This is a genomic window from Micromonospora sp. NPDC005161 (assembly GCF_053599855.1).
The window spans coordinates 37,688-57,465 of the sequence record NZ_JBSFYQ010000008.1 but is presented as its reverse complement, the minus strand read 5'-3'; the positions used below and the strand labels follow the sequence as shown (position 1 = coordinate 57,465).

Annotated in this window: 17 protein-coding genes; 9 read left to right on the top strand and 8 right to left on the bottom strand. The window is 72.5% G+C overall.

Annotated elements, in window-relative coordinates; translation table 11 throughout:
• Positions 1-231: 231 nt before the first annotated feature.
• From ACWD5O_RS10255 to ACWD5O_RS10240, 4 genes are read right to left on the bottom strand one after another with little or no spacing between them, the layout of a single operon-like run.
• Positions 232-1,389 (bottom strand): CaiB/BaiF CoA transferase family protein, encoded by a 1,158-nt coding sequence (locus tag ACWD5O_RS10255; RefSeq protein ID WP_450085093.1) that lies wholly within the window; start codon positions 1,387-1,389, stop codon positions 232-234.
• On the bottom strand, positions 1,386-3,554 hold the full coding sequence (locus ACWD5O_RS10250) for a 3-hydroxyacyl-CoA dehydrogenase NAD-binding domain-containing protein (RefSeq protein ID WP_450085092.1): 2,169 nt from the start codon (positions 3,552-3,554) through the stop codon (positions 1,386-1,388). The genes ACWD5O_RS10255 and ACWD5O_RS10250 overlap by 4 nt, the downstream gene beginning before the upstream one ends.
• Before the next feature lie 14 nt (positions 3,555-3,568).
• Positions 3,569-4,783: an acetyl-CoA C-acetyltransferase gene (locus tag ACWD5O_RS10245; protein ID WP_450085091.1), complete on the bottom strand. Its 1,215-nt coding sequence runs from the start codon at positions 4,781-4,783 to the stop codon at positions 3,569-3,571.
• Positions 4,773-5,939 carry an acyl-CoA dehydrogenase family protein gene (locus tag ACWD5O_RS10240; protein WP_450085090.1) on the bottom strand — a complete coding sequence of 389 codons (1,167 nt, stop codon included), beginning with the start codon at positions 5,937-5,939 and terminating at the stop codon, positions 4,773-4,775. Before ACWD5O_RS10240 ends, ACWD5O_RS10245 begins: the two co-directional genes overlap by 11 nt.
• A gap of 467 nt (positions 5,940-6,406) precedes the next feature.
• On the opposite strand from ACWD5O_RS10240, the gene ACWD5O_RS10235 reads away from it, so the two are divergent.
• A complete protein-coding gene (locus tag ACWD5O_RS10235) occupies positions 6,407-7,051 on the top strand; it encodes a TetR/AcrR family transcriptional regulator (protein ID WP_450085089.1) in 645 nt (214 codons plus the stop codon).
• 20 nt (positions 7,052-7,071) lie between these two features.
• On the opposite strand, the gene ACWD5O_RS10230 is transcribed toward ACWD5O_RS10235, so the two are convergent.
• Entirely contained in the window at positions 7,072-7,878 is an 807-nt protein-coding gene (locus ACWD5O_RS10230) for a zf-HC2 domain-containing protein (RefSeq protein ID WP_450085149.1), read from the bottom strand.
• 72 nt (positions 7,879-7,950) lie between these two features.
• On the opposite strand from ACWD5O_RS10230, the gene ACWD5O_RS10225 reads away from it, so the two are divergent.
• From ACWD5O_RS10225 to ACWD5O_RS10195, 7 genes are all read left to right on the top strand, one after another.
• Positions 7,951-8,991 carry a TRM11 family SAM-dependent methyltransferase gene (locus tag ACWD5O_RS10225; protein ID WP_450085088.1) on the top strand — a complete coding sequence of 347 codons (1,041 nt, stop codon included), beginning with the start codon at positions 7,951-7,953 and terminating at the stop codon, positions 8,989-8,991.
• A gap of 335 nt (positions 8,992-9,326) precedes the next feature.
• Complete coding sequence (kdpF, locus tag ACWD5O_RS10220; RefSeq protein WP_089017935.1) at positions 9,327-9,416, top strand: K(+)-transporting ATPase subunit F; 90 nt, start codon at positions 9,327-9,329, stop codon at positions 9,414-9,416.
• Entirely contained in the window at positions 9,416-11,071 is a 1,656-nt protein-coding gene (gene kdpA, locus ACWD5O_RS10215) for a potassium-transporting ATPase subunit KdpA (protein WP_450085087.1), read from the top strand. The genes kdpF and kdpA overlap by 1 nt, the downstream gene beginning before the upstream one ends.
• 20 nt (positions 11,072-11,091) lie before the next feature.
• Positions 11,092-13,299 (top strand): potassium-transporting ATPase subunit KdpB, encoded by a 2,208-nt coding sequence (gene kdpB, locus ACWD5O_RS10210; RefSeq protein ID WP_450085086.1) that lies wholly within the window; start codon positions 11,092-11,094, stop codon positions 13,297-13,299.
• Complete coding sequence (locus ACWD5O_RS10205) at positions 13,299-14,180, top strand: potassium-transporting ATPase subunit C (RefSeq protein ID WP_450085085.1); 882 nt, start codon at positions 13,299-13,301, stop codon at positions 14,178-14,180. Before kdpB ends, ACWD5O_RS10205 begins: the two co-directional genes overlap by 1 nt.
• A 76-nt stretch (positions 14,181-14,256) precedes the next feature.
• Positions 14,257-16,809, top strand: a complete 2,553-nt coding sequence (locus ACWD5O_RS10200; RefSeq protein WP_387322976.1) for a sensor histidine kinase — start codon at positions 14,257-14,259, stop codon at positions 16,807-16,809.
• On the top strand, positions 16,806-17,486 hold the full coding sequence (locus tag ACWD5O_RS10195; RefSeq protein WP_387322978.1) for a response regulator: 681 nt from the start codon (positions 16,806-16,808) through the stop codon (positions 17,484-17,486). Before ACWD5O_RS10200 ends, ACWD5O_RS10195 begins: the two co-directional genes overlap by 4 nt.
• Here the strand turns inward: ACWD5O_RS10195 and ACWD5O_RS10190 are convergent.
• Genes ACWD5O_RS10190 through ACWD5O_RS10180 form a run of 3 tightly spaced genes read right to left on the bottom strand, consistent with a single transcriptional unit; the run spans position 17,474 to position 18,851 of the window.
• A complete protein-coding gene (locus ACWD5O_RS10190) occupies positions 17,474-17,857 on the bottom strand; it encodes an SAV_915 family protein (RefSeq protein ID WP_387322980.1) in 384 nt (127 codons plus the stop codon). The genes ACWD5O_RS10195 and ACWD5O_RS10190 overlap by 13 nt on opposite strands.
• A gap of 44 nt (positions 17,858-17,901) precedes the next feature.
• Positions 17,902-18,405, bottom strand: a complete 504-nt coding sequence (locus ACWD5O_RS10185; protein WP_387322982.1) for a universal stress protein — start codon at positions 18,403-18,405, stop codon at positions 17,902-17,904.
• Positions 18,402-18,851 carry a hypothetical protein gene (locus ACWD5O_RS10180; RefSeq protein ID WP_449935881.1) on the bottom strand — a complete coding sequence of 150 codons (450 nt, stop codon included), beginning with the start codon at positions 18,849-18,851 and terminating at the stop codon, positions 18,402-18,404. Before ACWD5O_RS10180 ends, ACWD5O_RS10185 begins: the two co-directional genes overlap by 4 nt.
• 166 nt (positions 18,852-19,017) lie before the next feature.
• Here ACWD5O_RS10180 and ACWD5O_RS10175 point away from each other — a divergent pair, with 166 nt between their 5' ends.
• Positions 19,018-19,773, top strand: coding sequence for a dienelactone hydrolase family protein (locus ACWD5O_RS10175; RefSeq protein WP_387322986.1), 756 nt, complete (start codon positions 19,018-19,020; stop codon positions 19,771-19,773).
• The last annotated feature ends 5 nt before the right edge of the window (positions 19,774-19,778 follow it).

The following is a 19,778-nucleotide window of genomic DNA, read 5'->3' as shown; positions in this document are numbered from 1 at the left end:
GCGTGCCCCGACGAATCCCGGTCGTACGGGTGCACAGGCTCGCGGAGCGTGCCGACGCACCTGTGGTGTGGTGCCCAGGTGGATGTGACGCCCCCGGGGTTGCCCCGGAGAGACTCCGACCGCGTCCCCGGTGGGGACGCGGCCAGGTCAGCTCGGGGCACGCTGCCATCCGGGCAGCGTATCCCCGGTCACCCGGTGCCGGGCGGGTCCGTGGCCGGCCCGCCGCGCGGGTCACGGCCAGTCGGCGAGGATCGTGTCGACGGGTAGGACGTCGTGCTCCGGGTCCGGTGCCGGGGCTGGCTGGCCGGTCGGTGTCCGGTCGAAGCGGGGTGCCGGGGCCGGCTGGATCTCGCCGCCGACCTCGACGAAGGTGCCCCGGGCGGCGTTGTGCGGATGCCGGTGCGCCTCGCGGGGGGCGAGCACCGGCGCGACGCACGCGTCCAGGTCGGCGAAGACCGCCGTCCACTCGTTCCGGGTCCGCTCGGCGAACCGCTCGGTGAACCGCCGGCGCAGCTCGTCCCAGCCGCTCGGGTCGTACTGGGCGGGCAGGTCCGGCTCGTCGGCGAGGCCGAGGCCGGTCAGCAGCTCGGCGTAGAAGGCCGGTTCCATCGCGCCGACGGCCATGAAGCCGTCGTCGGCGGTGCGGTACGTGTCGTAGAACGGTGCCCCGCCGTCGAACATGTTGCGCCCACGCGGCGCGGCCCACAGGCCGGTGCCGAGCAACCCGTGCAGGAACGCGGTGAGCAGTGCGGAACCGTCCACCATCGCCGCGTCGACCACCTGACCCGAGCCGGAGCGTTCCCGTTCCAGCAGCGCGGCCAGCACGCCCACGGCGAGCAGCATGCCGCCTCCGCCGAAGTCGCCGAGCAGGTTCATCGGGGCGTACGGACGCTCGCCGGCCCGACCCAGTGGCTCCAGCGCCCCGGCCACCGCGATGTAGTCGATGTCGTGTCCGGCTCGGGGCGCCAGCGGGCCGTCCTGACCCCAGCCGGTCATCCGCGCGTACACGAGCCGGGGGTTGCGGGCCCGGCAGGTCTCCGGCCCGAAGCCCAGCCGCTCGGCCACCCCCGGCCGGTACGCCTCGACCAGCACGTCGGCCCGATCCACCAGGCGCAGCAGGTCCGCCACTCCGGCCGGGGACTTCAGGTCGAGCGTGGTCACCCGCCGGCCGCGTTGCAGCGGCCCGCCGGTCGGCGCCGCCAGCCGTCCCGCGGCCGGGCCGCCCGGCCGGTCCACCCGGACCACGTCCGCGCCGAGGTCGGCGAGCACCATGCAGCCGAACGGCGCCGGAGCGAGGCTGGCCAGCTCGACAACCCGTACCCCGGCCAGCGGCCCACCGCGCCCCGGCCCGTCCGGCCTGCCGCCCGCCGGCACGTCGGTGGCCGTCACGCTGGGCTCACCGCTTCGGTGGGGCGGGTGGCCGAGGAGGCGAGCCGGTCGACCAGGTCGGCGGGGGGCGCGAACCGGTCGCCGTAGCGGGCGGCCAGCTCGGTGGCGCGGGCCGCGAAGCCCGCCGGGCCACCGGCGTACTGCCGGACGTAGCGGATCACCCCGCCGGTCCAGGCCGGGAAGCCGATGCCGAGGATCGAGCCGATGTTGGCGTCGGTCTCGGTCCGCAGCACCCCCTCGTCCAGGCAGCGCAGCGCGTCGAGCGCCTCGGCGAAGAGCATCCGCTCCTGGAGGTCGGTGAACGGCACCGCCCGGCCCGCGTCGGTGGTCAGCTCGGCGAGACCGCTCCACAACCGGCTCCGCGTGCCGTCGGCGTACCCGTAGAAGCCGCGCCCGGCGGCGCGCCCCGGCCGGTCGTACGCGTCCACCAGTTCGTCCACCAGCCGGTGCGCCGGCAGCGGTGGGAAGCTTTCGCCGGCCGCCTCGAACTGCCGGCGGATCCGCTGGATCAGGGTGAGGCTCACCTCGTCCGCCAGCGCCAGCGGTCCGGTCGGGTAGCCGGCCTGCAGGGCGGCCTGCTCCACCGAGGCGGCCGGTACCCCCTCGGCGACCATGCCGACCGCCTCGTCGATGAACCGGCCGATGACCCGGCTGGTGAAGAAGCCCCGGCCGTCGTTGACCACGATCGGGGTCTTGCCGATCCGCCGGCCCAGGTCGAAGGCGCGGGCCAGCGCGACGTCGCCGGTCCGCTCGCCGACCACGATCTCCAGCAGTGGCATCCGGTCCACGGGCGAGAAGAAGTGCATGCCGATGAAGTCGGCCGGGCGGTCCACCCCGGCGGCCAGGCCGGTGATCGGCAGGGTGGAGGTGTTGGAGGCGAGCAGGGCGTCCGGCGCCAGCACCGGCAGCACCTCGGCGAAGACCGACCGTTTCAGCGTCGGGTCCTCGAAGACCGCCTCGATCACCGCGTCGCAGCCGGTCAGCGCGTCCACCCGGTCGGTGGTGGTAATCCGGTCCAGCACGGCTCGGGCGTCCGCCTCGGTCGCGCGGCCCTTGCGGACCTTCCGCGCCAGCAGCCTCTCGGCGTGCTCCCGGGCGCGGCCCGCGGCCTCCGGCGAGACGTCCTTCACCACCACGTCGAGGCCTGCGCTGGCGCAGGCGTACGCGATGCCGGCGCCCATCATGCCGGCGCCCAGCACCGCGACCCGGCGCACCGGTGCCGCGTCCACTCCGGACGGTCGGGCCGCGCCGCCGTTGACCGCCTTGAGGTCGAAGAAGAACGCGCCGATCATGTTCTTGGCGACCTGCCCGGTGAGCAGCCCGATCAGGTGCCGGGTCTCCACGGTGAACGCGGTCTCCAGGTCGACCTGGGCGCCCTCGACGGCGGTGGCCAGGATCGCCTCCGGCGCGGGCAGCCGGGCCCCCTTGAGCTGCTTGCGCAGGGTGGCCGGGAAGGCCGGCAGTTGCGCGGCCAGCGACCGGCTGGCCGGGGTCCCCCCGGGCATCCGGTAGTCCGGACGGTCCCACGGCTGGCTCGGCCGGGGGTTGGCGGCGATCCAGGCCCGGGCCCGGTCCAGCAGCTCCGCCGGGGTGGCCACCACCTCGTCGACCAGGCCGACAGCCAGGGCGTCGGTCGGGCGCATCCGCCGGCCGGTGAGCAGCACCGTGGTCAGCGCCCCGGCCAGGCCGAGCATCCGCACCGTCCGGGTGACGCCGCCGGCGCCGGGCAGCAGGCCCAGGGTCACCTCGGGCAACCCGAGCCGGCTGCCGGGCGCGTCCAGCGCGACCCGGTGGTGGCAGGCGAGCGCGATCTCCAGGCCGCCGCCGAGCGCCGAGCCGTTGACGGCCGCGACTACCGGCCGGCCCAGCGTCTCCAGCCGGCGCAGGTCCCGCTTGATGGTGCCGAGCAGTTCGGCCAGCGCGGGCGCGTCGGCGCGCGTCGCCCGGACCATCTCCGGCAGGTCACCGCCGGCGAAGAAGGTGGACTTCGTGCTGGTCACGATGATCCCGGTCAGCTCGTCCCGCTCGGCCTCCAGCCGGTCCAGCACCGCGCTCATCGACGCGGCGTACGCCCGGTTCATCGTGTTGGCGGACTGGTCGGGATCGTCCAGGGTGAGCGTGACGATGCCGTCCGCGCCGCGGTCGTACCGGATGGTGTCGGTCATGGTCGTCCTCCGGGTCAGCAGCGCTCGATGACGGTGGCGACGCCCATGCCGCCGCCGATGCAGAGGGTCACCACGGCGCGGCGCAGGTCGCGGCGCTCCAACTCGTCCAACGCGGTGCCGAGCAGCATCGCTCCGGTCGCGCCGAGCGGGTGGCCGAGGGCGATCGCGCCGCCGTTGACGTTCACCCGGTCCGGGTCCAGGCCCAGGTCGCGGACGTACTTGAGCACCACCGCCGCGAACGCCTCGTTGATCTCGAACAGGTCGATGTCGGCGACGGTCAGCCCGGCGGCGGCGAGCGCCTTGTGGGTGGCCGGGATCGGGCCGGTCAGCATCAGCGTCGGGTCGGCGCCGCTGACCGCCGCGCCGACGATGCGGGCGCGCGGGGTGAGGCCGAGGTCCCGGCCGACCTCCGCCGAGCCGATCAGGGCCAGCGCCGCGCCGTCCACGATGCCGGAGGAGTTGCCGGCGTGGTGGACGTGCTCGATCGCCTCCAGCCAGTGGAACTTCTGCAACGCGACCGCGTCGAAGCCGGCCGCCTCGCCCATGGTGGCGAAGGACGGGGTGAGCCGGGCCAGCGCCTCCCGGGTGGTCTCCGGGCGGGGGTGCTCGTCCACGGTGAGGATGTTCAGCCCGTTGCCGTCGCGGACCGGCACCACCGAGCGGGCGAAGTGGCCACCTGCCCACGCCTTGGCGGCCCGCTCCTGCGAACGCAGCGCGTAGCCGTCCACGTCGTCGCGGGTGAAGCCCTCCAGGGTGGCGATCAGGTCGGCGCTGACGCCCTGCGGCACGAACGAGGTGGCCAGCGCGGTCTGCGGGTCGGTGGCCCAGGCCGCGCCGTCGGAGCCCATCGGCACCCGGGACATCGACTCCACCCCGCCGGCGAGCAGCAGATGCTCCCAGCCGGAGCGGATTCGCGCCGCGGCGGAGTTGACCGCCTCCAGCCCGGAGGCGCAGAACCGGTTGAGCTGCACCCCGCCGACCTGGTCGGGCAGCCCGGCCAGGAGCGCCGCGGCCCGGGCGAGATCGCCGCCCTGCTCGCCGATCGGGGTGACGATGCCGAGCAGCAGGTCCTCCAGCCGGTCGACGTCCAGGCCGGGGTTGCGCTCTCGCAGCGCGTCGATCAGGCCGACCACCAGGGAGATCGGCTTGACCCCGTGCAGCGCGCCGGTGTCCCGGCCGCGTCCGCGCGGGGTGCGGACCGCGTCATAGACGTACGCCTCAGAGGGCACGGGCGATCAGCTCCTTCATGATCTCGTTGGTGCCGCCGTAGATCTTCTGAACGCGGGCGTCGGCGTACATCCGGGCGATCGGGTACTCCGTGGTGTAGCCGTAGCCGCCGAAGAGTTGCAGGCACCGGTCGATGACCTCGCACTGGCCGTCGGTCAGCCAGAACTTCGCCATCGCGGCCGTGGCCACGTCCAACTCGCCGCGGGTGTGCCGGACGATGCAGTCGTCCAGGAAGACCCGGCTGACCCGGGTGCGGGTGGCGCACTCGGCGAGCACCATCCGGGTGTTCTGGTGGCCCATCAGCGGCTTGCCGAAGGCGGCCCGCTCCTTCGTGTACGCGACGGTCAGCTCAATCGCACGCTCCATCGCGGCGACCGCGCCGACGCCGATCACCAGTCGCTCCTGCGGGAGCTGCTGCATGAGCTGGATGAAGCCCAGCCCTTCGGCGCCGCCGAGCAGGTTGGCCGCCGGCACCCGGAACTCGTCGAAGAACAGCTCGGCGGTGTCGTTGGCGTGCAGCCCGATCTTGGAGAGCAGCCGACCCCGGCGGAAGCCCGCCGGGTCGCCACCGACCTCGCAGACCAGTAGCGAGACACCGGCGGCCCGCTGCTCGGGGTCGGTCTTTACGGCCACGATGATCAGGTCGGCCAGGCCGCCGTTGGTGATGAACGTCTTCGCCCCGGTCACCAGGTAGTCGTCGCCGTCGCGGACGGCCCGGGTACGCATCGCCTGGAGGTCGGAGCCGCCGTCCGGCTCGGTCATCGCGATCGCGCCGATCAGGTCCCCGCTGCACAAGCCGGGCAGCCAGCGCCGCTTCTGCTCCTCGCTGCCGTACGCCGCCAGGTAGCCGGTGACGATCCCACTGTGGACGGCCAGCCCTAGGCTGCTCTCCCCGGTGTACGCCTGCTCGTGCAGCATGACCGCCTCGTGGGTGAAGCCGCCGCCCCCGCCGCCGTACTCCTCCGGGACGGACAGGCCGAGCAGCCCCAGCTCGCCGGCGCGCCGGTAGTGCTCGCGGTCCGGATGGCCCTGCGCCAGCAGGCGTTCGGCGTGCGGCAGCACCTCCTTGGTGAAGAAGGTGCGGGCGAGATCGGCCAGGTCGTCGTGCTCCGCCTCACGCCAGGGTGAGGAGGAACCGTCGGATGCGAGCGTCGGCATGTGCAACACCCTCGCGCCCTGTTGGCGGCATGTCAATAACTCTCGATCATCGGGCGGACGCCGCGACTGCCGATGGCTCGACGAGGGCCGGCGGCGGTCGGTTGCGGCACTACTCAGCGCCCCCATGTCCCATGACCCAACGTGACGAGCCCCTGAGCTAGGCGCTCCCACCCTGCACCCTTTGCTCTGCTTCAACGGGCGCAACAGTTACCGTGCGCTCATTCTGGCAATCGCGCTCTCGCACGGCGACCGGGGCGTACCTGCTGCTCACAGCCTGTGTTGCGTGGAGTGAAGCAGAGCAAAGGGAAGATGGAGGCCAGGGGCCCCCGGCGCAGAGGCGACCCACCGTGAGGACGCCGGTCCACTGGCGGCGCTGACTCTGCGTGTGGAGGGCGTGCCCCCACCTGTGCCCTCCGCGTGAGCCCGAACCTAGGCCGGAACAGTGAGCCGCCGATAGGGTCGGGCAGATGAGTGTCGAGACGGCTCCGCGCCGCCGCCGGTTGGAGCCGGACGCCCGGCGCGGGCAGATCCTGGCCTGCGCGGTCCGGCTGTTCGGTGAGCGCGCGTACCCGGATGTGTCGACCACCGACATCGCCCGGGAGGCCGGTGTCGCGCGCGGCCTGGTCAACCACTACTTCGGCACCAAGAAAGAGCTCTACCTGGAGGTCGTCCGGGTCATGGTGACCATCCCCGAGGTGGCCCTGGAGCGGCTGCCCAAGGGGGACCTGCGGTCCCGGGTCGACGCCAGCGTCTCCTGGTTCCTCGACGTGGTCTCCCGGCACAGCACCTCCTGGCTGGCCGCCGTGACCGCCCGGGGGATGGGCGGCGACGCCGACGTGGAGCGGGTGCTCGCCGAGGCCGAGGAGGTCGCCGCGGACCGGATCCTGGTCGCCGTCGGCCTGGCCCACGAGGCGGAGCACCGCGAGGAGTTGCGCGGGATGGTTCGGGCCTACGGCGGGCTGGCCACCTCGACCGCGCGGGAATGGCTCCAGCGCGGCGCGCTGACCCGAGCCCAGGTGCACGTGCTGCTCACCATCACGCTACTGACCATCGTCGAGCAGGTCATCCCGGAGGTCATCGTGGGCGGCAGCGGCCAGGCCGACGCGAGCTGACCGGCCCGCGCCTCCGGCGCTCAGGCTGCGCGACGGTCACCGGCCTGACCAGCTCGTGCGGCCGGGGTGGCGTGGCGGTCGGCGGCCTGCGCCGGGTAGGACTCCGAGCGGACCACCCGCAGCGGCCGGTCGACCTCGTCCGCCCGGAACCGCCAATGTGACGGCGCCGGCTGCCGCTGCGGCGCGGGGCCTCCGGGTCGCAGTCCGGGCCGGGACAGCAGCACGGTGATCAGGTAACCGCCCACCAGGAAACCGTGGCTGACCAGCCGCTGCGCACCCACCGTGCCGGTGGCCAGGTCGTTGACCGAGAGCAGCAGCAGCGTGCCGACGAACGCGCTGAGCATCGGCACCAGGCCGGCCGGTGGGCTCCGGCGTACCGCCACGAAGAGGAAGCCGGCGCCCACCGCCACGTTCCAGGCGGCCGACTCGTGCCACAGGTGCTGGCCGGTCGGGTGCAGGTGGTCGGCGGCCGCACCACGGCCCACCTGGGCCAGGCCGAGCACCAGCTGCACCGCGCCGAGCAGCCCGAGCGCCGCCCGCAGCCCGGCGACCAGCCGGCCGCGCCAGGCCGCGCCGGGTCGCCACCGCGACCGCCACCGCGACCGTCGCGCCGGTGGCACCGCGACGGCCAGGATCGCGTCGGTCCGGTCGGGCGCTTGGGTGACCAGACGGGTACGGACCCGACGGGTCAACGCCGCCGCAGCCGTCAACCAGACCCGGCACTCGGCGCACCCGTCGAGGTGCCGCTGTGCCGCCGACCGTTCCGCGGCGGTCTCCTCGCCGTCCAACTGCGCCGACAGGACCTCCCGCCACTGCTCACACCCCATGTACGGGTAGTCGGTCCGGCCCCCGCTCCAGTTCCCGGGCACCCTGGCTGCCTGTGGAATACTCGCCGGACCATGACGCGCTACGGCCTGCTGATCCTGCCCTCGACCAACCGGGTGTACGCCCGCTCCGCCATCGACCTCACCCGGGCCGAGCTGGAGATCTTCGGCCGGTCGGCGCTCGATGGCCGGATCGGCGACGTGGGCACGACGACGGTCGGCGGGGCCACGTACCTCACCTTCGCCGGCGACGGGTTGACCGAGCGCGACCTGGCCATGCTGGGCAACCTCTCCGCGGGGTACGCGCTGTTCGAGGTCGTCGGCGAGCTGCTGCGCCCGATCGAGTGGAGCCGGCTGGACCGCTACGACGACGACCTGATCACCATCCAGAAGTACGCGGGCAAGACCAACGAGCAGTTCACCAAGCTGCTGCTCAACGTCACCCTGCTCGCCTCGGACTGGGCCGGTGAGCTGACCACCCGGCGGTTCCGGGTGCTCGACCCGCTCTGCGGTCGCGGCACCACCCTCAACCAGGCGCTGATGTACGGCTTCGACGCCGCCGGGGTGGAGCGCGATCAGAAGGACGTCGAGGCCTACCGGGCGTTCATCACCACCTGGCTGAAGCAGAAGCGGATCAAGCATCGGGTGCTGGAGTCCGGGCCGGTGCGACGGGAGCGCAAGGTCGTCGGTCGCCGGGTGCGGATCGAGCTGGCGCCCACCCGCGAGGAGCACAAGGCCGGCCAACTCCACCTGCTGGACGTGGTCAACGCCGACACCACCAGGGCCGCCGAGTTCTTCCGGCCGGAGACCTTCGACCTTGTCGTGGCGGACGCACCGTACGGCGTCCAGCACGGCAGCCGTACCGCCGAGCACGGGTTGACCCGGGACCCGCTGGCGTTGCTCGCGGACGCCGCGCCGGTCTGGGCCCGGCTGCTGCGCCCCGGCGGGGCGCTCGGCATCTCCTGGAACACCCACGTCGCAGGCCGGGACGACGCGGCGGCGGCGCTGGCCGCCGCCGGCCTGACCGTGGTCGACGCGGAGCCCTACCTGGCGCTGCGGCACCGGGTGGACCAGTCGATCATGCGCGACGTGCTGGTGGCCCGCCGACCGGCCTGACCCGGCGCGCGCCTCCTCTCCTCTCCTCTCCTCTCCTTCCACCCGCGAACGGGCGCTGCCGCACCCCGCCGTACCTGAGCGATTCGTGCCGCATTTCACCTGTTCAGGGTGCGGTTGTGAAAACCGCGTCAAGAAAAAGTCCATCACCGTCATGGTCGCGTTATTGCCCCTGTCGTCGGGGAGGTGGTGGGGCTTTGATTGCCCGGCGCGACCGGGAGGCGGTCGCGACGAACCTTTCCGGTATGAGGAGTCAGCGTGTCTGACGTGGTGTTCGTGGTCCTGACGGTGGCGCTGTTCGCAGTGCTCGCCCTGGTCGTGCGGGCGGTGGAGAAGCTGTGAGTGCCGTCAACGCCGTGGGCCTGGTGCTCGCGATCGTCCTGGGCGCGTTCCTGGTGTTCGCCCTGTTGTTCCCGGAGCGCTTCTGATGACGATGACCACAGCAGGCGTCATCTTCGTGTTGGCGCTGGTGGCGGCCCTGGTCGCCGTCTACAAGCCGTTCGGCGACTACATGTTCCGGGCGGTCTCCAGCACCCGGCAGTCCCGGGTCGAGCGGGGGATCTTCCGCCTGGTCGGGGTCAACCCGGCCGCCGAGCAGACCTGGGGTGTATACGCCCGCAGCGTGCTGGCGTTCTCCGCGGTCTCGATCCTGTTCCTTTACCTGTTCCAGCGGGTGCAGAACCACCTGTGGCTGTCGCTGGGCTTCGACCCGGTGGTGCCCCACGGCGCCTGGAACACCGCCGTCTCGTTCGTGACCAACACCAACTGGCAGTCGTACTCGGGTGAGTCGACGATGGGCCATCTGGTGCAGATGGCCGGCCTGGCGGTGCAGAACTTCGTCTCGGCGGCGGTCGGCATCGCGGTGGCGGTGGCGCTGGTACGGGGCTTCGCCCGCAGCCGCACCGGGCAGCTCGGCAACTTCTGGGTCGACCTGACCCGGATCACACTGCGAATCCTGCTGCCGGTCGCGGTGCTCGGCGCCATCCTCCTGATGATCGGCGGTGCGGTGCAGAACCTCTCCGCCGGCACCGACGTGAGCACCCTGACCGGCGGCACCCAGACCATCACGGGTGGTCCGGTCGCCAGCCAGGAAGTGATCAAGGAGCTGGGCACCAACGGTGGCGGCTTCTACAACGTCAACAGCGCCCACCCGTTCGAGAACCCCACCTCGTGGACGAACTGGCTGGAGATCTTCCTGATCCTCCTGATCCCGTTCAGCCTGCCCCGGGTCTTCGGCCGGATGGTCGGGCAGAACCGCCAGGGCTACGCCATCGCCGCGGTGATGGGCATCCTCGCGCTCGCCAGCGTGGCCATCACCAACGTCTTCGAGTTGGCCGGCCACGGAACGGTGCCGCAGGCGGTCGGCGCGGCGCTGGAGGGCAAGGAGGTGCGGTTCGACGTGTCGAACTCGGCCACCTTCGCCGCCGCCACCACGCTGACCTCGACCGGTGCGGTGAACTCGTTCCACGACTCGTACACCTCGCTCGGCGGCATGATGCTGATGGTCAACATGATGCTCGGCGAGGTCGCCCCGGGTGGCACCGGTTCCGGTCTCTACGGCCTGCTCATCCTCGCGGTGATCACGGTCTTCGTGGCCGGCCTGATGGTGGGCCGCACCCCGGAGTACCTGGGCAAGAAGATCGGCTCGCGGGAGATCAAGTTCGCCTCGCTCTACTTCCTGATCACGCCGATCCTGGTGCTGGTCGGTACGGCGGCCGCGTTCGCCACCGGCAACAACTCCACCGCGCTCAACGTCGGCCCGCACGCCCTCTCCGAGGTGCTGTACGCGTTCACCTCGGCCAGCAACAACAACGGCTCCGCGTTCGGCGGCATCACCGTCAACACCACCTGGTGGGACACCGCGCTCGGGTTGTGCATGCTGCTGGGTCGGTTCCTACCACTCATCTTCGTGCTCGCGTTGGCCGGCTCGCTGGCCCGCCAGGCACCCACCCCCGCGTCCGAGGGCACCCTGCCGACCCACCGACCGCTGTTCATCGGGATGGTCGTCGGCGTCACCGTGGTCCTCGTCGCGCTGACCTTCCTTCCCGCACTCGCGCTCGGCCCGCTGGCTGAGGGGCTGTGACCATCATGAGGAACGAGGACATGTCCGTCACCCCTGTGACATCCGGGACCGGCGAGCAACCGACGCCCGGCACCCCGGCGACCCAGGGCAACCGGGTCGGTGGGGGTCTGCTCGACCCCCAGCAGCTGATCCGGTCCCTGCCGGACGCTGTGCGCAAACTCAACCCGGGCACGCTGTGGCGCAACCCGGTGATGCTGATCGTCGAGGTCGGCGCGGCCTTCACCACCGTCCTGGCGGTGACCGACCCGTCGGTGTTCGCCTGGGCGATCACCATCTGGCTCTGGCTGACCGTGCTCTTCGCCAACCTGGCCGAGGCGGTCGCCGAGGGCCGGGGCAAGGCCCAGGCCGCCGCGCTGCGGCAGGCCAAGCGGGACACCATCGCCACCCGGCTGGTCAACTGGACGCCAGGCGCCCGGGCGAACACCTACTCCGACGAGGCGGTGCCCGCGCCGGAACTGCGCCAGGGCGACATCGTGCTGGTCGAGGCGGGCGGGATCATCCCCGGTGACGGCGACATCGTCGAGGGCATCGCCAGCGTCGACGAGTCGGCAATCACCGGCGAGTCGGCCCCGGTCATCCGGGAGTCCGGCGGGGACCGCAGCGCGGTCACCGGCGGCACCAGGGTGCTCTCCGACCGGATCGTCGTGAAAATCACCCAGAAGCCGGGGGAGAGCTTCATCGACCGGATGATCGCCCTGGTCGAGGGGGCCAACCGGCAGAAGACGCCGAACGAGATCGCGCTGAACATCCTGCTCGCCGCGCTCACGATCATCTTCCTACTGGCCGTGGTCACCCTTCAGCCGTTGGCCATCTTCTCCAAGGCGTACCAGGCGGCCGCGCCGGACAGCGGCGCGATCACCGACTCCGGTGTCACCGGGGTGGTGCTGATCTCGCTGCTCGTCTGCCTGATCCCCACCACCATCGGCGCCCTGCTCTCCGCCATCGGCATCGCCGGCATGGACCGACTGGTGCAGCGCAACGTGCTGGCCATGAGCGGCCGGGCCGTCGAGGCGGCCGGCGACGTCAACACCCTGCTGCTGGACAAGACCGGCACGATCACGCTGGGCAACCGGCAGGCCGCCGAGTTCGTACCGGTCGAGGGGGTGACGGCCGCAACGCTGGCCGACGCCGCGCAACTGTCCAGCCTGGCCGACCAGACCCCCGAGGGCCGTTCGGTGGTGGTGCTGGCGAAGAACGAGTTCGGGCTGCGCGAGCGCGAGCCCGGCGTGATGCCGCACGCCACCTTCGTACCGTTCACCGCCCAGACCCGGATGAGCGGCGTCGACCTGACGCCGGACGCCAGCGTGGACGGCGGAGCGGTCGGGACGGCGCGTCGGGTCCGCAAGGGCGCCGCCGCCGCGGTGATGAAGTGGGTCCGGGAGAACGGCGGGCACCCGACCGAGCAGGTCGGCGAGATCGTGGACGCGATCAGCGGCACCGGCGGCACTCCGCTGGTCGTCGCCGAGCAGGTCGACGGCGAGCCCGCCCGCGCGCTGGGCGTCATCCACCTCAAGGACGTCGTCAAGTCCGGTATGCGGGAGCGTTTCGACGAGATGCGTCGGATGGGCATCCGGACCGTGATGATCACCGGCGACAACCCGCGCACCGCGAAGGCGATCGCCGACGAGGCCGGGGTGGACGACTTCCTGGCCGAGGCGACGCCCGAGGACAAGCTCGCGCTGATCAAGCGGGAGCAGGAGGGTGGCCGGCTGGTCGCGATGACCGGTGACGGAACCAACGACGCGCCGGCGCTCGCCCAGGCCGACGTCGGGGTGGCGATGAACACCGGCACGTCGGCCGCCAAGGAGGCCGGCAACATGGTCGACCTCGACTCCGACCCGACCAAGCTGATCGAGATCGTGGAGATTGGCAAGCAGTTGCTGATCACCCGGGGCGCGCTGACCACGTTCAGCATCGCCAACGACATCGCGAAATACTTCGCGATCATCCCGGCCATGTTCGCCGGCCTCTACCCGAGCCTGGACGCGCTGAACATCATGCGGCTGTCCAGCCCGGAGTCGGCGATCCTGTCCGCGGTCATCTTCAACGCCCTGGTGATCATCGCGCTGATCCCGCTCGCCCTGCGTGGCGTGCGGTACCGGCCGGCCGCCGCGTCGAAGCTGCTCAGCCGCAACCTGTTGCTGTACGGACTGGGCGGCATCATCGTGCCGTTCATCGGGATCAAGCTCATCGACCTGCTCATCCAGTTCATCCCGGGGATTTCGTGATGCGCCTACCCACCTGGCTCGCCCAACACCTCGCCGCCCTGCGCGCCCTGCTCGTCTTCACGGTGCTGCTCGGGCTGGTCTACCCGCTGGCTCTTGTCGCGGTCGGCCAGTTGCCCGGCCTCAACCACAAGGCCGACGGGTCGCTCATCGACGCCGGAGGCAAGACGGTCGGCAGCTCGCTGATCGGCCAGTCCTTCACCGACGGCGACGGCAACCCCGTCCCGCGGTACTTCCAGTCCCGCCCGTCGGCCGCCGGCGACGGCTACGACCCGACCGCCACCTCGGCCAGCAACCTGGGCCCGGAGAGCGTGGTCGACACCATCGCCACCGACCCGGAGGAGTCCAGCGAGAGCCTGCTCACCCAGGTCTGCGGGCGCAGCAAGGAGGTCGGCGAGCTCAACGGCGTCGACGGCGGGCGCCCGTTCTGCACCGCCGAAGGGGTGGGCGCGGTGCTCGCCGTCTTCCGTGCCGACGGTCTGACCGGCCCGGTCGTCCGGGTGGTCAGCGTCAACCAGACCGCCCCGGCCACCCCGTTCGTCCCCTCGTACCAGGGGGTGCAGGTGGAGCTGGCCCAGCCCGGCGAGGACTACGTGGCCACCGGTGGGGTGGTCACCCCGATCCGTGGCGACGCTTCCGCCGACCCGGCGGTGCCCGCCGACGCGGTCACCGCCAGCGCCAGCGGCCTCGACCCGCAGATCAGCCCGGCGTACGCCGAGCTGCAGGTGAACCGGGTCGCGCGTGAGCGCGGCGCGGACCCGGAGGCGGTCCGCCGGCTGGTGTCTGAGCACACCACCGGGCGGGCGCTCGGCTTCATGGGCGAACCGGGCGTCAACGTGCTGGAGCTCAACATCGCGCTCGACAAGCAGTTCCCCGCTCGCTGACCGCGTTGGGAAGGGCCCCTTCTTATCGCCAGGCGTTAAGAAGGGGCCCTTCCTTCTGATCGGAGAGGATGGTTTCGTGCCACGCGGAGAACTGCGAATCTATCTCGGAGCCGCCCCCGGCGTCGGCAAGACGTACGCGATGTTGGAGGAGGCCCAGCGGCGGGCTGCGCGCGGCACCGACGTGGTGATCGGCTTCGTGGAGACCCACGGCCGCCAGCGCACCGCGGCCATGCTCGGCGACCTGGAGCAGGTGCCCCGCCGCACGATGAACTACCGGGGCGCCGAGTTCACCGAGATGGACCTGGACGCGGTGTTGGCCCGCCGGCCGGAGATCGCGGTGGTCGACGAGCTGGCGCACACCAACGTGCCCGGCTCCCGGCACGACAAGCGCTGGCAGGACGTCCAGGAGCTGCTCGACGCGGGGATCGACGTGCTCTCCACGGTCAACGTGCAGCACCTGGAGTCGGTCAACGACGTCGTCGCCCAGATCACCGGCACCGTTCAGCGGGAGACCCTGCCGGATGAGATCGTCCGCGCCGCCGAGCAGGTCGAGCTGGTCGACATGACCCCCGAGGCGCTGCGCCGGCGGATGGCGCACGGCAACATCTACCGCCCCGACAAGATCGACGCCGCGCTGGGCAACTACTTCCGGGTCGGCAACCTCACCGCGCTGCGCGAGCTGGCGCTGCTCTGGCTGGCCGACAAGGTCGACGAGCAGCTCGACCGGTACCGCAGTCAGCAGGGCATCGAAACCACCTGGGAGGCCCGGGAACGCGTGGTGGTGGCGCTGACCGGCGGCCCGGAGGGCGAGACGCTGATCCGGCGGGCCGCCCGGGTCGCCGCCCGCAGCAAGGGCGCCGACCTGCTCGCCGTGCACGTGGCCCGCAGCGACGGCCTCGCCGGCGCCGACCCGGCGCAGCTGGCCCGGCAGCGGGTGCTGGTGGAGAGCCTCGGCGGCACCTACCACCAGGTACTCGGCACCGACGTGCCGGCCGCGCTGCTGGACTTCGCCCGCGGCGTGAACGCCACCCAGCTGGTGCTCGGTGCCAGCCGCCGGGGCCGCTTCGCGCAGCTGTTCGCCAGGGGCGTCGGCGTGACCACCACCGCGCTCTCCGGCTCGATCGACGTGCACCTGGTCACCCACACCGAGGCCGGCAGGGGACGCCGGGCGGGGGCCGTGCCGGCGGCGCTGTCCCGGCGCCGCCGGTTGCTCGGCTTCGCCCTGGCCGTGCTCGGCGTGCCGCTGCTCACCCTGCTGCTGAGGTCGCTGCCCGACCTGACTCTGACCAACGACATCCTGCTCTTCCTGGTGGCCGTGGTGGCGGTCGCCCTGGTCGGCGGGCTGTGGCCGGCCCTGGTCGCCGCGCTCGGCGGCTCGCTGCTGCTCAACTGGTTCTTCACCCCGCCGTACCGCACGCTGACCATCGCCGAGGCGGACAACCTGCTCGCCCTGGCCGTCTTCGTCGGCGTGGCGCTGGCGGTGAGCTGGATCGTCGACGTGGCGGCGCGGCGGACCCGCGAGGCGGCGCGGGCGGCCGCCGACGCGCAGACCCTCGCCGCCGTCGCCGGTGGTGTGCTGCGCGGCGAACGCCCGCTGCCCGCGCTGCTGGATCAGCTTCGGGAGACCTTCGGGCTGCGCGCCGTGAGCGTGCTGGAGCTGGCCGAGGAGGCCGGTGGTCGCCCGGAACGCGCCCGCGAGGAGCGCGCCTGGTGCGTGGTGGCCAGCGTCGGCGAGCGGCCGGCCTGCACGCCGGACGGCGGTGAGACGGCGGTGCCGGTGGACGAGCGGATCACCGTTGTGTTGAGTGGCCGGCGGCTGGAGGCGGCCGACCGGCGGATCGTCGAGGCGTTCGCCGCCCAGGCCGCCGTAGCGCTGCGCCAGGAACGGCTGGCCGAGGAGGCGGCCACCGCCCGGCCGCTGGCCGCGGCGGACCGGATGCGTACCGCGCTGCTCGCCGCGGTGAGCCACGACCTGCGTACGCCGCTGGCGTCGGCGAAGGCGGCCGTGACCAGCCTGCGCAGCCCCGACATCGAGTTCGACGAGCAGGACCGCGCGGAACTGCTGGAGACCGCCGAGGAGTCGCTGGACCGGCTCGCCCGGCTGGTCGGCAACCTGCTGGACATGAGCCGGCTCCAGGCCGGTGTCCTCGGCATCACGGCGAGCGCGATCGGCCTGGAGGACGCCGTACCCCGGGCGCTGGACGAACTCGGCCCACCCGCCGCCGCCGTCGTGACCGACATCCCGGCCGACCTGCCCGCGGCCACCGCCGATCCCGGCCTGCTGGAGCGGGTGCTGGTCAACGTCATCGCGAACGCGCTGCGGTACAGCCCGTCCGGGCAGCCGCCCACCGTGACCGCGAGCGCGCACGCCGGCCAGGTGGAACTGCGGATCATCGACCGTGGGCCGGGCATCCCGGAGGACCAGTGGGAGCACGTCTTCCTGCCGTTCCAGCGCCTCGGTGACCGGGACAACCAGACCGGCGTCGGCCTCGGGCTTGCCCTGTCCCGGGGTCTGGCCGAGGCGATGGGTGGCAGCATCAGCCCCGAGACCACCCCTGGCGGTGGGCTCACCATGGTGCTGCGGCTGCCCGCCGCCGCGCAGACCAGCTCGGAGGGGCCGCAGGAATGACGCGCATCCTGGTCGTCGACGACGAACCGCAGATCCTGCGGGCCCTGCGGATCAACCTGCGCGCCCGCCGGTACGACGTGGACGTCGCCGGCACCGGGGCGGCCGCGCTGAAGTCCGCCGCCAGCCACCCGCCCGACCTGGTGGTGCTCGACCTCGGGCTGCCCGACATCGACGGGGTCGAGGTGATTCGCGGGCTGCGGGGCTGGACCGCCGTACCCATCATCGTGCTCTCCGGGCGGGCCGGCAGCGAGGACAAGGTCGCGGCGCTCGACGCCGGCGCGGACGACTACGTCACCAAGCCGTTCGGGGTGGAGGAGCTGCTGGCCCGCATCCGCGCGGTGACCCGGCGGCTCGGCGCGTCAAGTGAGGCGGTACCCGCGCTGCGGATCGGCCAACACACCGTCGACCTCGCCGACCACTCCGTCCGGCGGGACGACGGCACCGAGGTGAAGCTGACCCCCATCCAGTGGAGTGTGCTGGAGAAGCTGCTGCGCCACCCCGGCAAGCTGGTCAGCCAGCGCCAGCTGCTCCAGGACGTGTGGGGGCCGGAGTACCAGAACGAGACCAACTACCTGCGGCAGTACCTGGCCCAGCTGCGGCGCAAGCTGGAGGACGACCCGGCCCGGCCCCGGCATCTCATCACCGAGCCCGGGATGGGCTACCGCTACCGCCCCTGACCGGCGCCCGATCCGGTGCCGACCGGGACCGGGTCGATCATGTCGCGTGGGCCGACAAGGGTGGCTGGTCCCCGGGCCGGCACGGTCGGAGCTGCCCGATCGCCGATGCTCGGGTCCAGCGGCGGCGCCACCAGCAGCGGGTCGACCTGGATCCGGTCGATGCCGAGCGGACGCAGCATGCCGCGCAGCGCCGACTCGCAGAGCTCCTGCCACGGCTGATCGGCGCCCATCGCGGTGACCAGCAACTCGGACCGGGTGAAGGCGATGCCCACCCGCTGACCCTGCGGTGACCGGCCGGTTCGCACCGTCCGCACCATCCGTCCCGGCAGATCCCGCACCGGAACGGCATAGATTATCGGGGCCTCGTCCATGGTCGGGGCGATCCTTTCCGTTCGTGCCGTCGCTCTGGCGACGGTCATCGGCTGAAACGTTCGAGGTCGCGGGCGAAGCGGCGGATCGTCGCGGCCCGCGCCCAGGCCGGCGCGGGGACCGCGATGACCGGCACGGCGGCCCGTTCCACGCAGTACCGGGTGACGTGCCCGCGCGACCGGCCCAACCGTCCCCGTTCTGGGCTGCCGAGGACGAGCAGGTCGGACTCCCGGTGCGCGTGGTCGACCAGCACCTGCCCGGCGTACCCCTGTGCCGCCACCAGTCGCACGGCCACGTCCCGGGGCATGCCGCCCAGTGCGGTGTCGAAGACGGTCCGCAGGTATGCCAGGGCCGCCCGGTCGCACTCGTCCTGCCAGCGCCAGGTCAGCGTGCCGGGCCGCCACGTCGGGGCGAAGACCCACGCCCGCACCGCGTCCAGCTGAGTGCCGTCGCGGCGGGCCAGCTGCACCGCGCGGCGCAGCGCCTGCATCCCGGCGAACGACCTGTCGACGCCCACCACGATCCGCGGGGCGATGGCTGTGCGGCTCATGCTGCGGGCACCGCCCAGGCCGGAGCGTCGCGTACGACGCGCGGGTCCGCCGGCGTGGCCAGGTCGAGCGCGCGGAGGATGAAATGCGCCACCACGACCTCCACCCCGGCGCGACGTCGCAGGTCGGCCACGGCCCGGTGCAGCACGGTGATGCTGTCGGCGGAGAGCCGCACCACGGCGTCCACGTCGGCCGCGATCCACCACGCGGCGACCACGCACGGCTCGTGCCGCAGGTACTCCACCAGGTGACTGCCGGGCGCGGACGAGCCGAGTCGGACGCTGACCAGCGCCTCGTGCCGACGTTCGGGCTCGTCCGACCCGGTCGTGCGAGGTTCCGCCAGCGGGCCGGGGCGGTCGTCACGTGGTGTGCCGTCCCGGGCCGACGGTGTCTCGGTGCCGGCCGGCAGGTGTCCCCGTTCCCAGCGCGTCATCCGCCAAGGGCTCATGGACCCATCGTCACCAGTCGGCGACGGCGGACCGCCCGTCGATACGCCGTTCTGACGGGCCACCGCCAATCTTTGACGCCCTGTTCACGCCGACTGCCGGTGGGGCGACCTGACCTGACGGGTAGCGTTCCTGACGGACCGACGGTGGGCGTACGAGGAGGACCCGGTGCAGACGACGACGGTGGACATCCCGACCGGCGAAGGGGTGGCGGACGCCTGCCTCACCCGGCCTGACGGGGGCGGCCCGTTCCCGGCGGTGCTGCTCTTCCAGGACGCGTTCGGCCCGCGCCCGCGCCTGGTGGAGATGGCGGAGCGGATCGCCGCCCGGGGCTACCTGGTGCTGACGCCCCACCTGTTCCACCGTGCCGGCCGCGCGCCGCTGTTCGACCTGTCCCGCCTCGGCGAGGCGGACCAGCGCGGCGCGATCTTGGAGAAGATCATGCCGCTGGTCAGGGGGTTGACCGCCGACGTGATCAGCCGGGACACGGCGGCCTACCTCGACTTCCTGGCGGCCCGGGACGACGTGCGGCCCGGCCCCGTGGCGGTCACCGGCTACTGCATGGGCGGCACGAACGCGCTGCGGGCCATCGAGGCGCACCCGGACCGGATCGCCGCGGCGGCGAGCTTCCACGGCGGACGGATCGTCACCGACGCGCCGGACAGCCCCCACCTGGGCGTCGGTTCGATCACCGGCGAGGTGTACTTCGGGCACGCCGACGAGGATCAGTCGATGACGCCCGAGCAGATCGCGACGCTGGAGAAGGCGCTCGACGCGGCCGGCGTCCGGTACCGCTCCGAGGTGTACGCGGGCGCGCACCACGGCTACACCATGGCGGACAGCGCCGCGTACGACGAGCCGGCCACCGAGCGGCACTGGGTGGCCCTGTTCGACCTGCTGGACCGGGCGCTGCCGATCGGCTGACCCGG

What these genes read in the sequence shown, in the direction of transcription:
- ACWD5O_RS10250 (WP_450085092.1), bottom strand. Translation starts at nt 3,554, where the DNA reads ATGACCGACACCATCCGGTACGACCGCGGCGCGGACGGCATCGTCACG.
- ACWD5O_RS10240 (WP_450085090.1), bottom strand. Translation starts at nt 5,939, where the DNA reads ATGCCGACGCTCGCATCCGACGGTTCCTCCTCACCCTGGCGTGAGGCG.
- ACWD5O_RS10235 (WP_450085089.1), top strand. Translation starts at nt 6,407, where the DNA reads ATGAGTGTCGAGACGGCTCCGCGCCGCCGCCGGTTGGAGCCGGACGCC.
- ACWD5O_RS10230 (WP_450085149.1), bottom strand. Translation starts at nt 7,878, where the DNA reads ATGGGGTGTGAGCAGTGGCGGGAGGTCCTGTCGGCGCAGTTGGACGGC.
- ACWD5O_RS10225 (WP_450085088.1), top strand. Translation starts at nt 7,951, where the DNA reads ATGACGCGCTACGGCCTGCTGATCCTGCCCTCGACCAACCGGGTGTAC.
- kdpA (WP_450085087.1), top strand. Translation starts at nt 9,416, where the DNA reads ATGACGATGACCACAGCAGGCGTCATCTTCGTGTTGGCGCTGGTGGCG.
- kdpB (WP_450085086.1), top strand. Translation starts at nt 11,092, where the DNA reads ATGTCCGTCACCCCTGTGACATCCGGGACCGGCGAGCAACCGACGCCC.
- ACWD5O_RS10205 (WP_450085085.1), top strand. Translation starts at nt 13,299, where the DNA reads ATGCGCCTACCCACCTGGCTCGCCCAACACCTCGCCGCCCTGCGCGCC.
- ACWD5O_RS10195 (WP_387322978.1), top strand. Translation starts at nt 16,806, where the DNA reads ATGACGCGCATCCTGGTCGTCGACGACGAACCGCAGATCCTGCGGGCC.
- ACWD5O_RS10190 (WP_387322980.1), bottom strand. Translation starts at nt 17,857, where the DNA reads ATGGACGAGGCCCCGATAATCTATGCCGTTCCGGTGCGGGATCTGCCG.
- ACWD5O_RS10185 (WP_387322982.1), bottom strand. Translation starts at nt 18,405, where the DNA reads ATGAGCCGCACAGCCATCGCCCCGCGGATCGTGGTGGGCGTCGACAGG.
- ACWD5O_RS10180 (WP_449935881.1), bottom strand. Translation starts at nt 18,851, where the DNA reads ATGAGCCCTTGGCGGATGACGCGCTGGGAACGGGGACACCTGCCGGCC.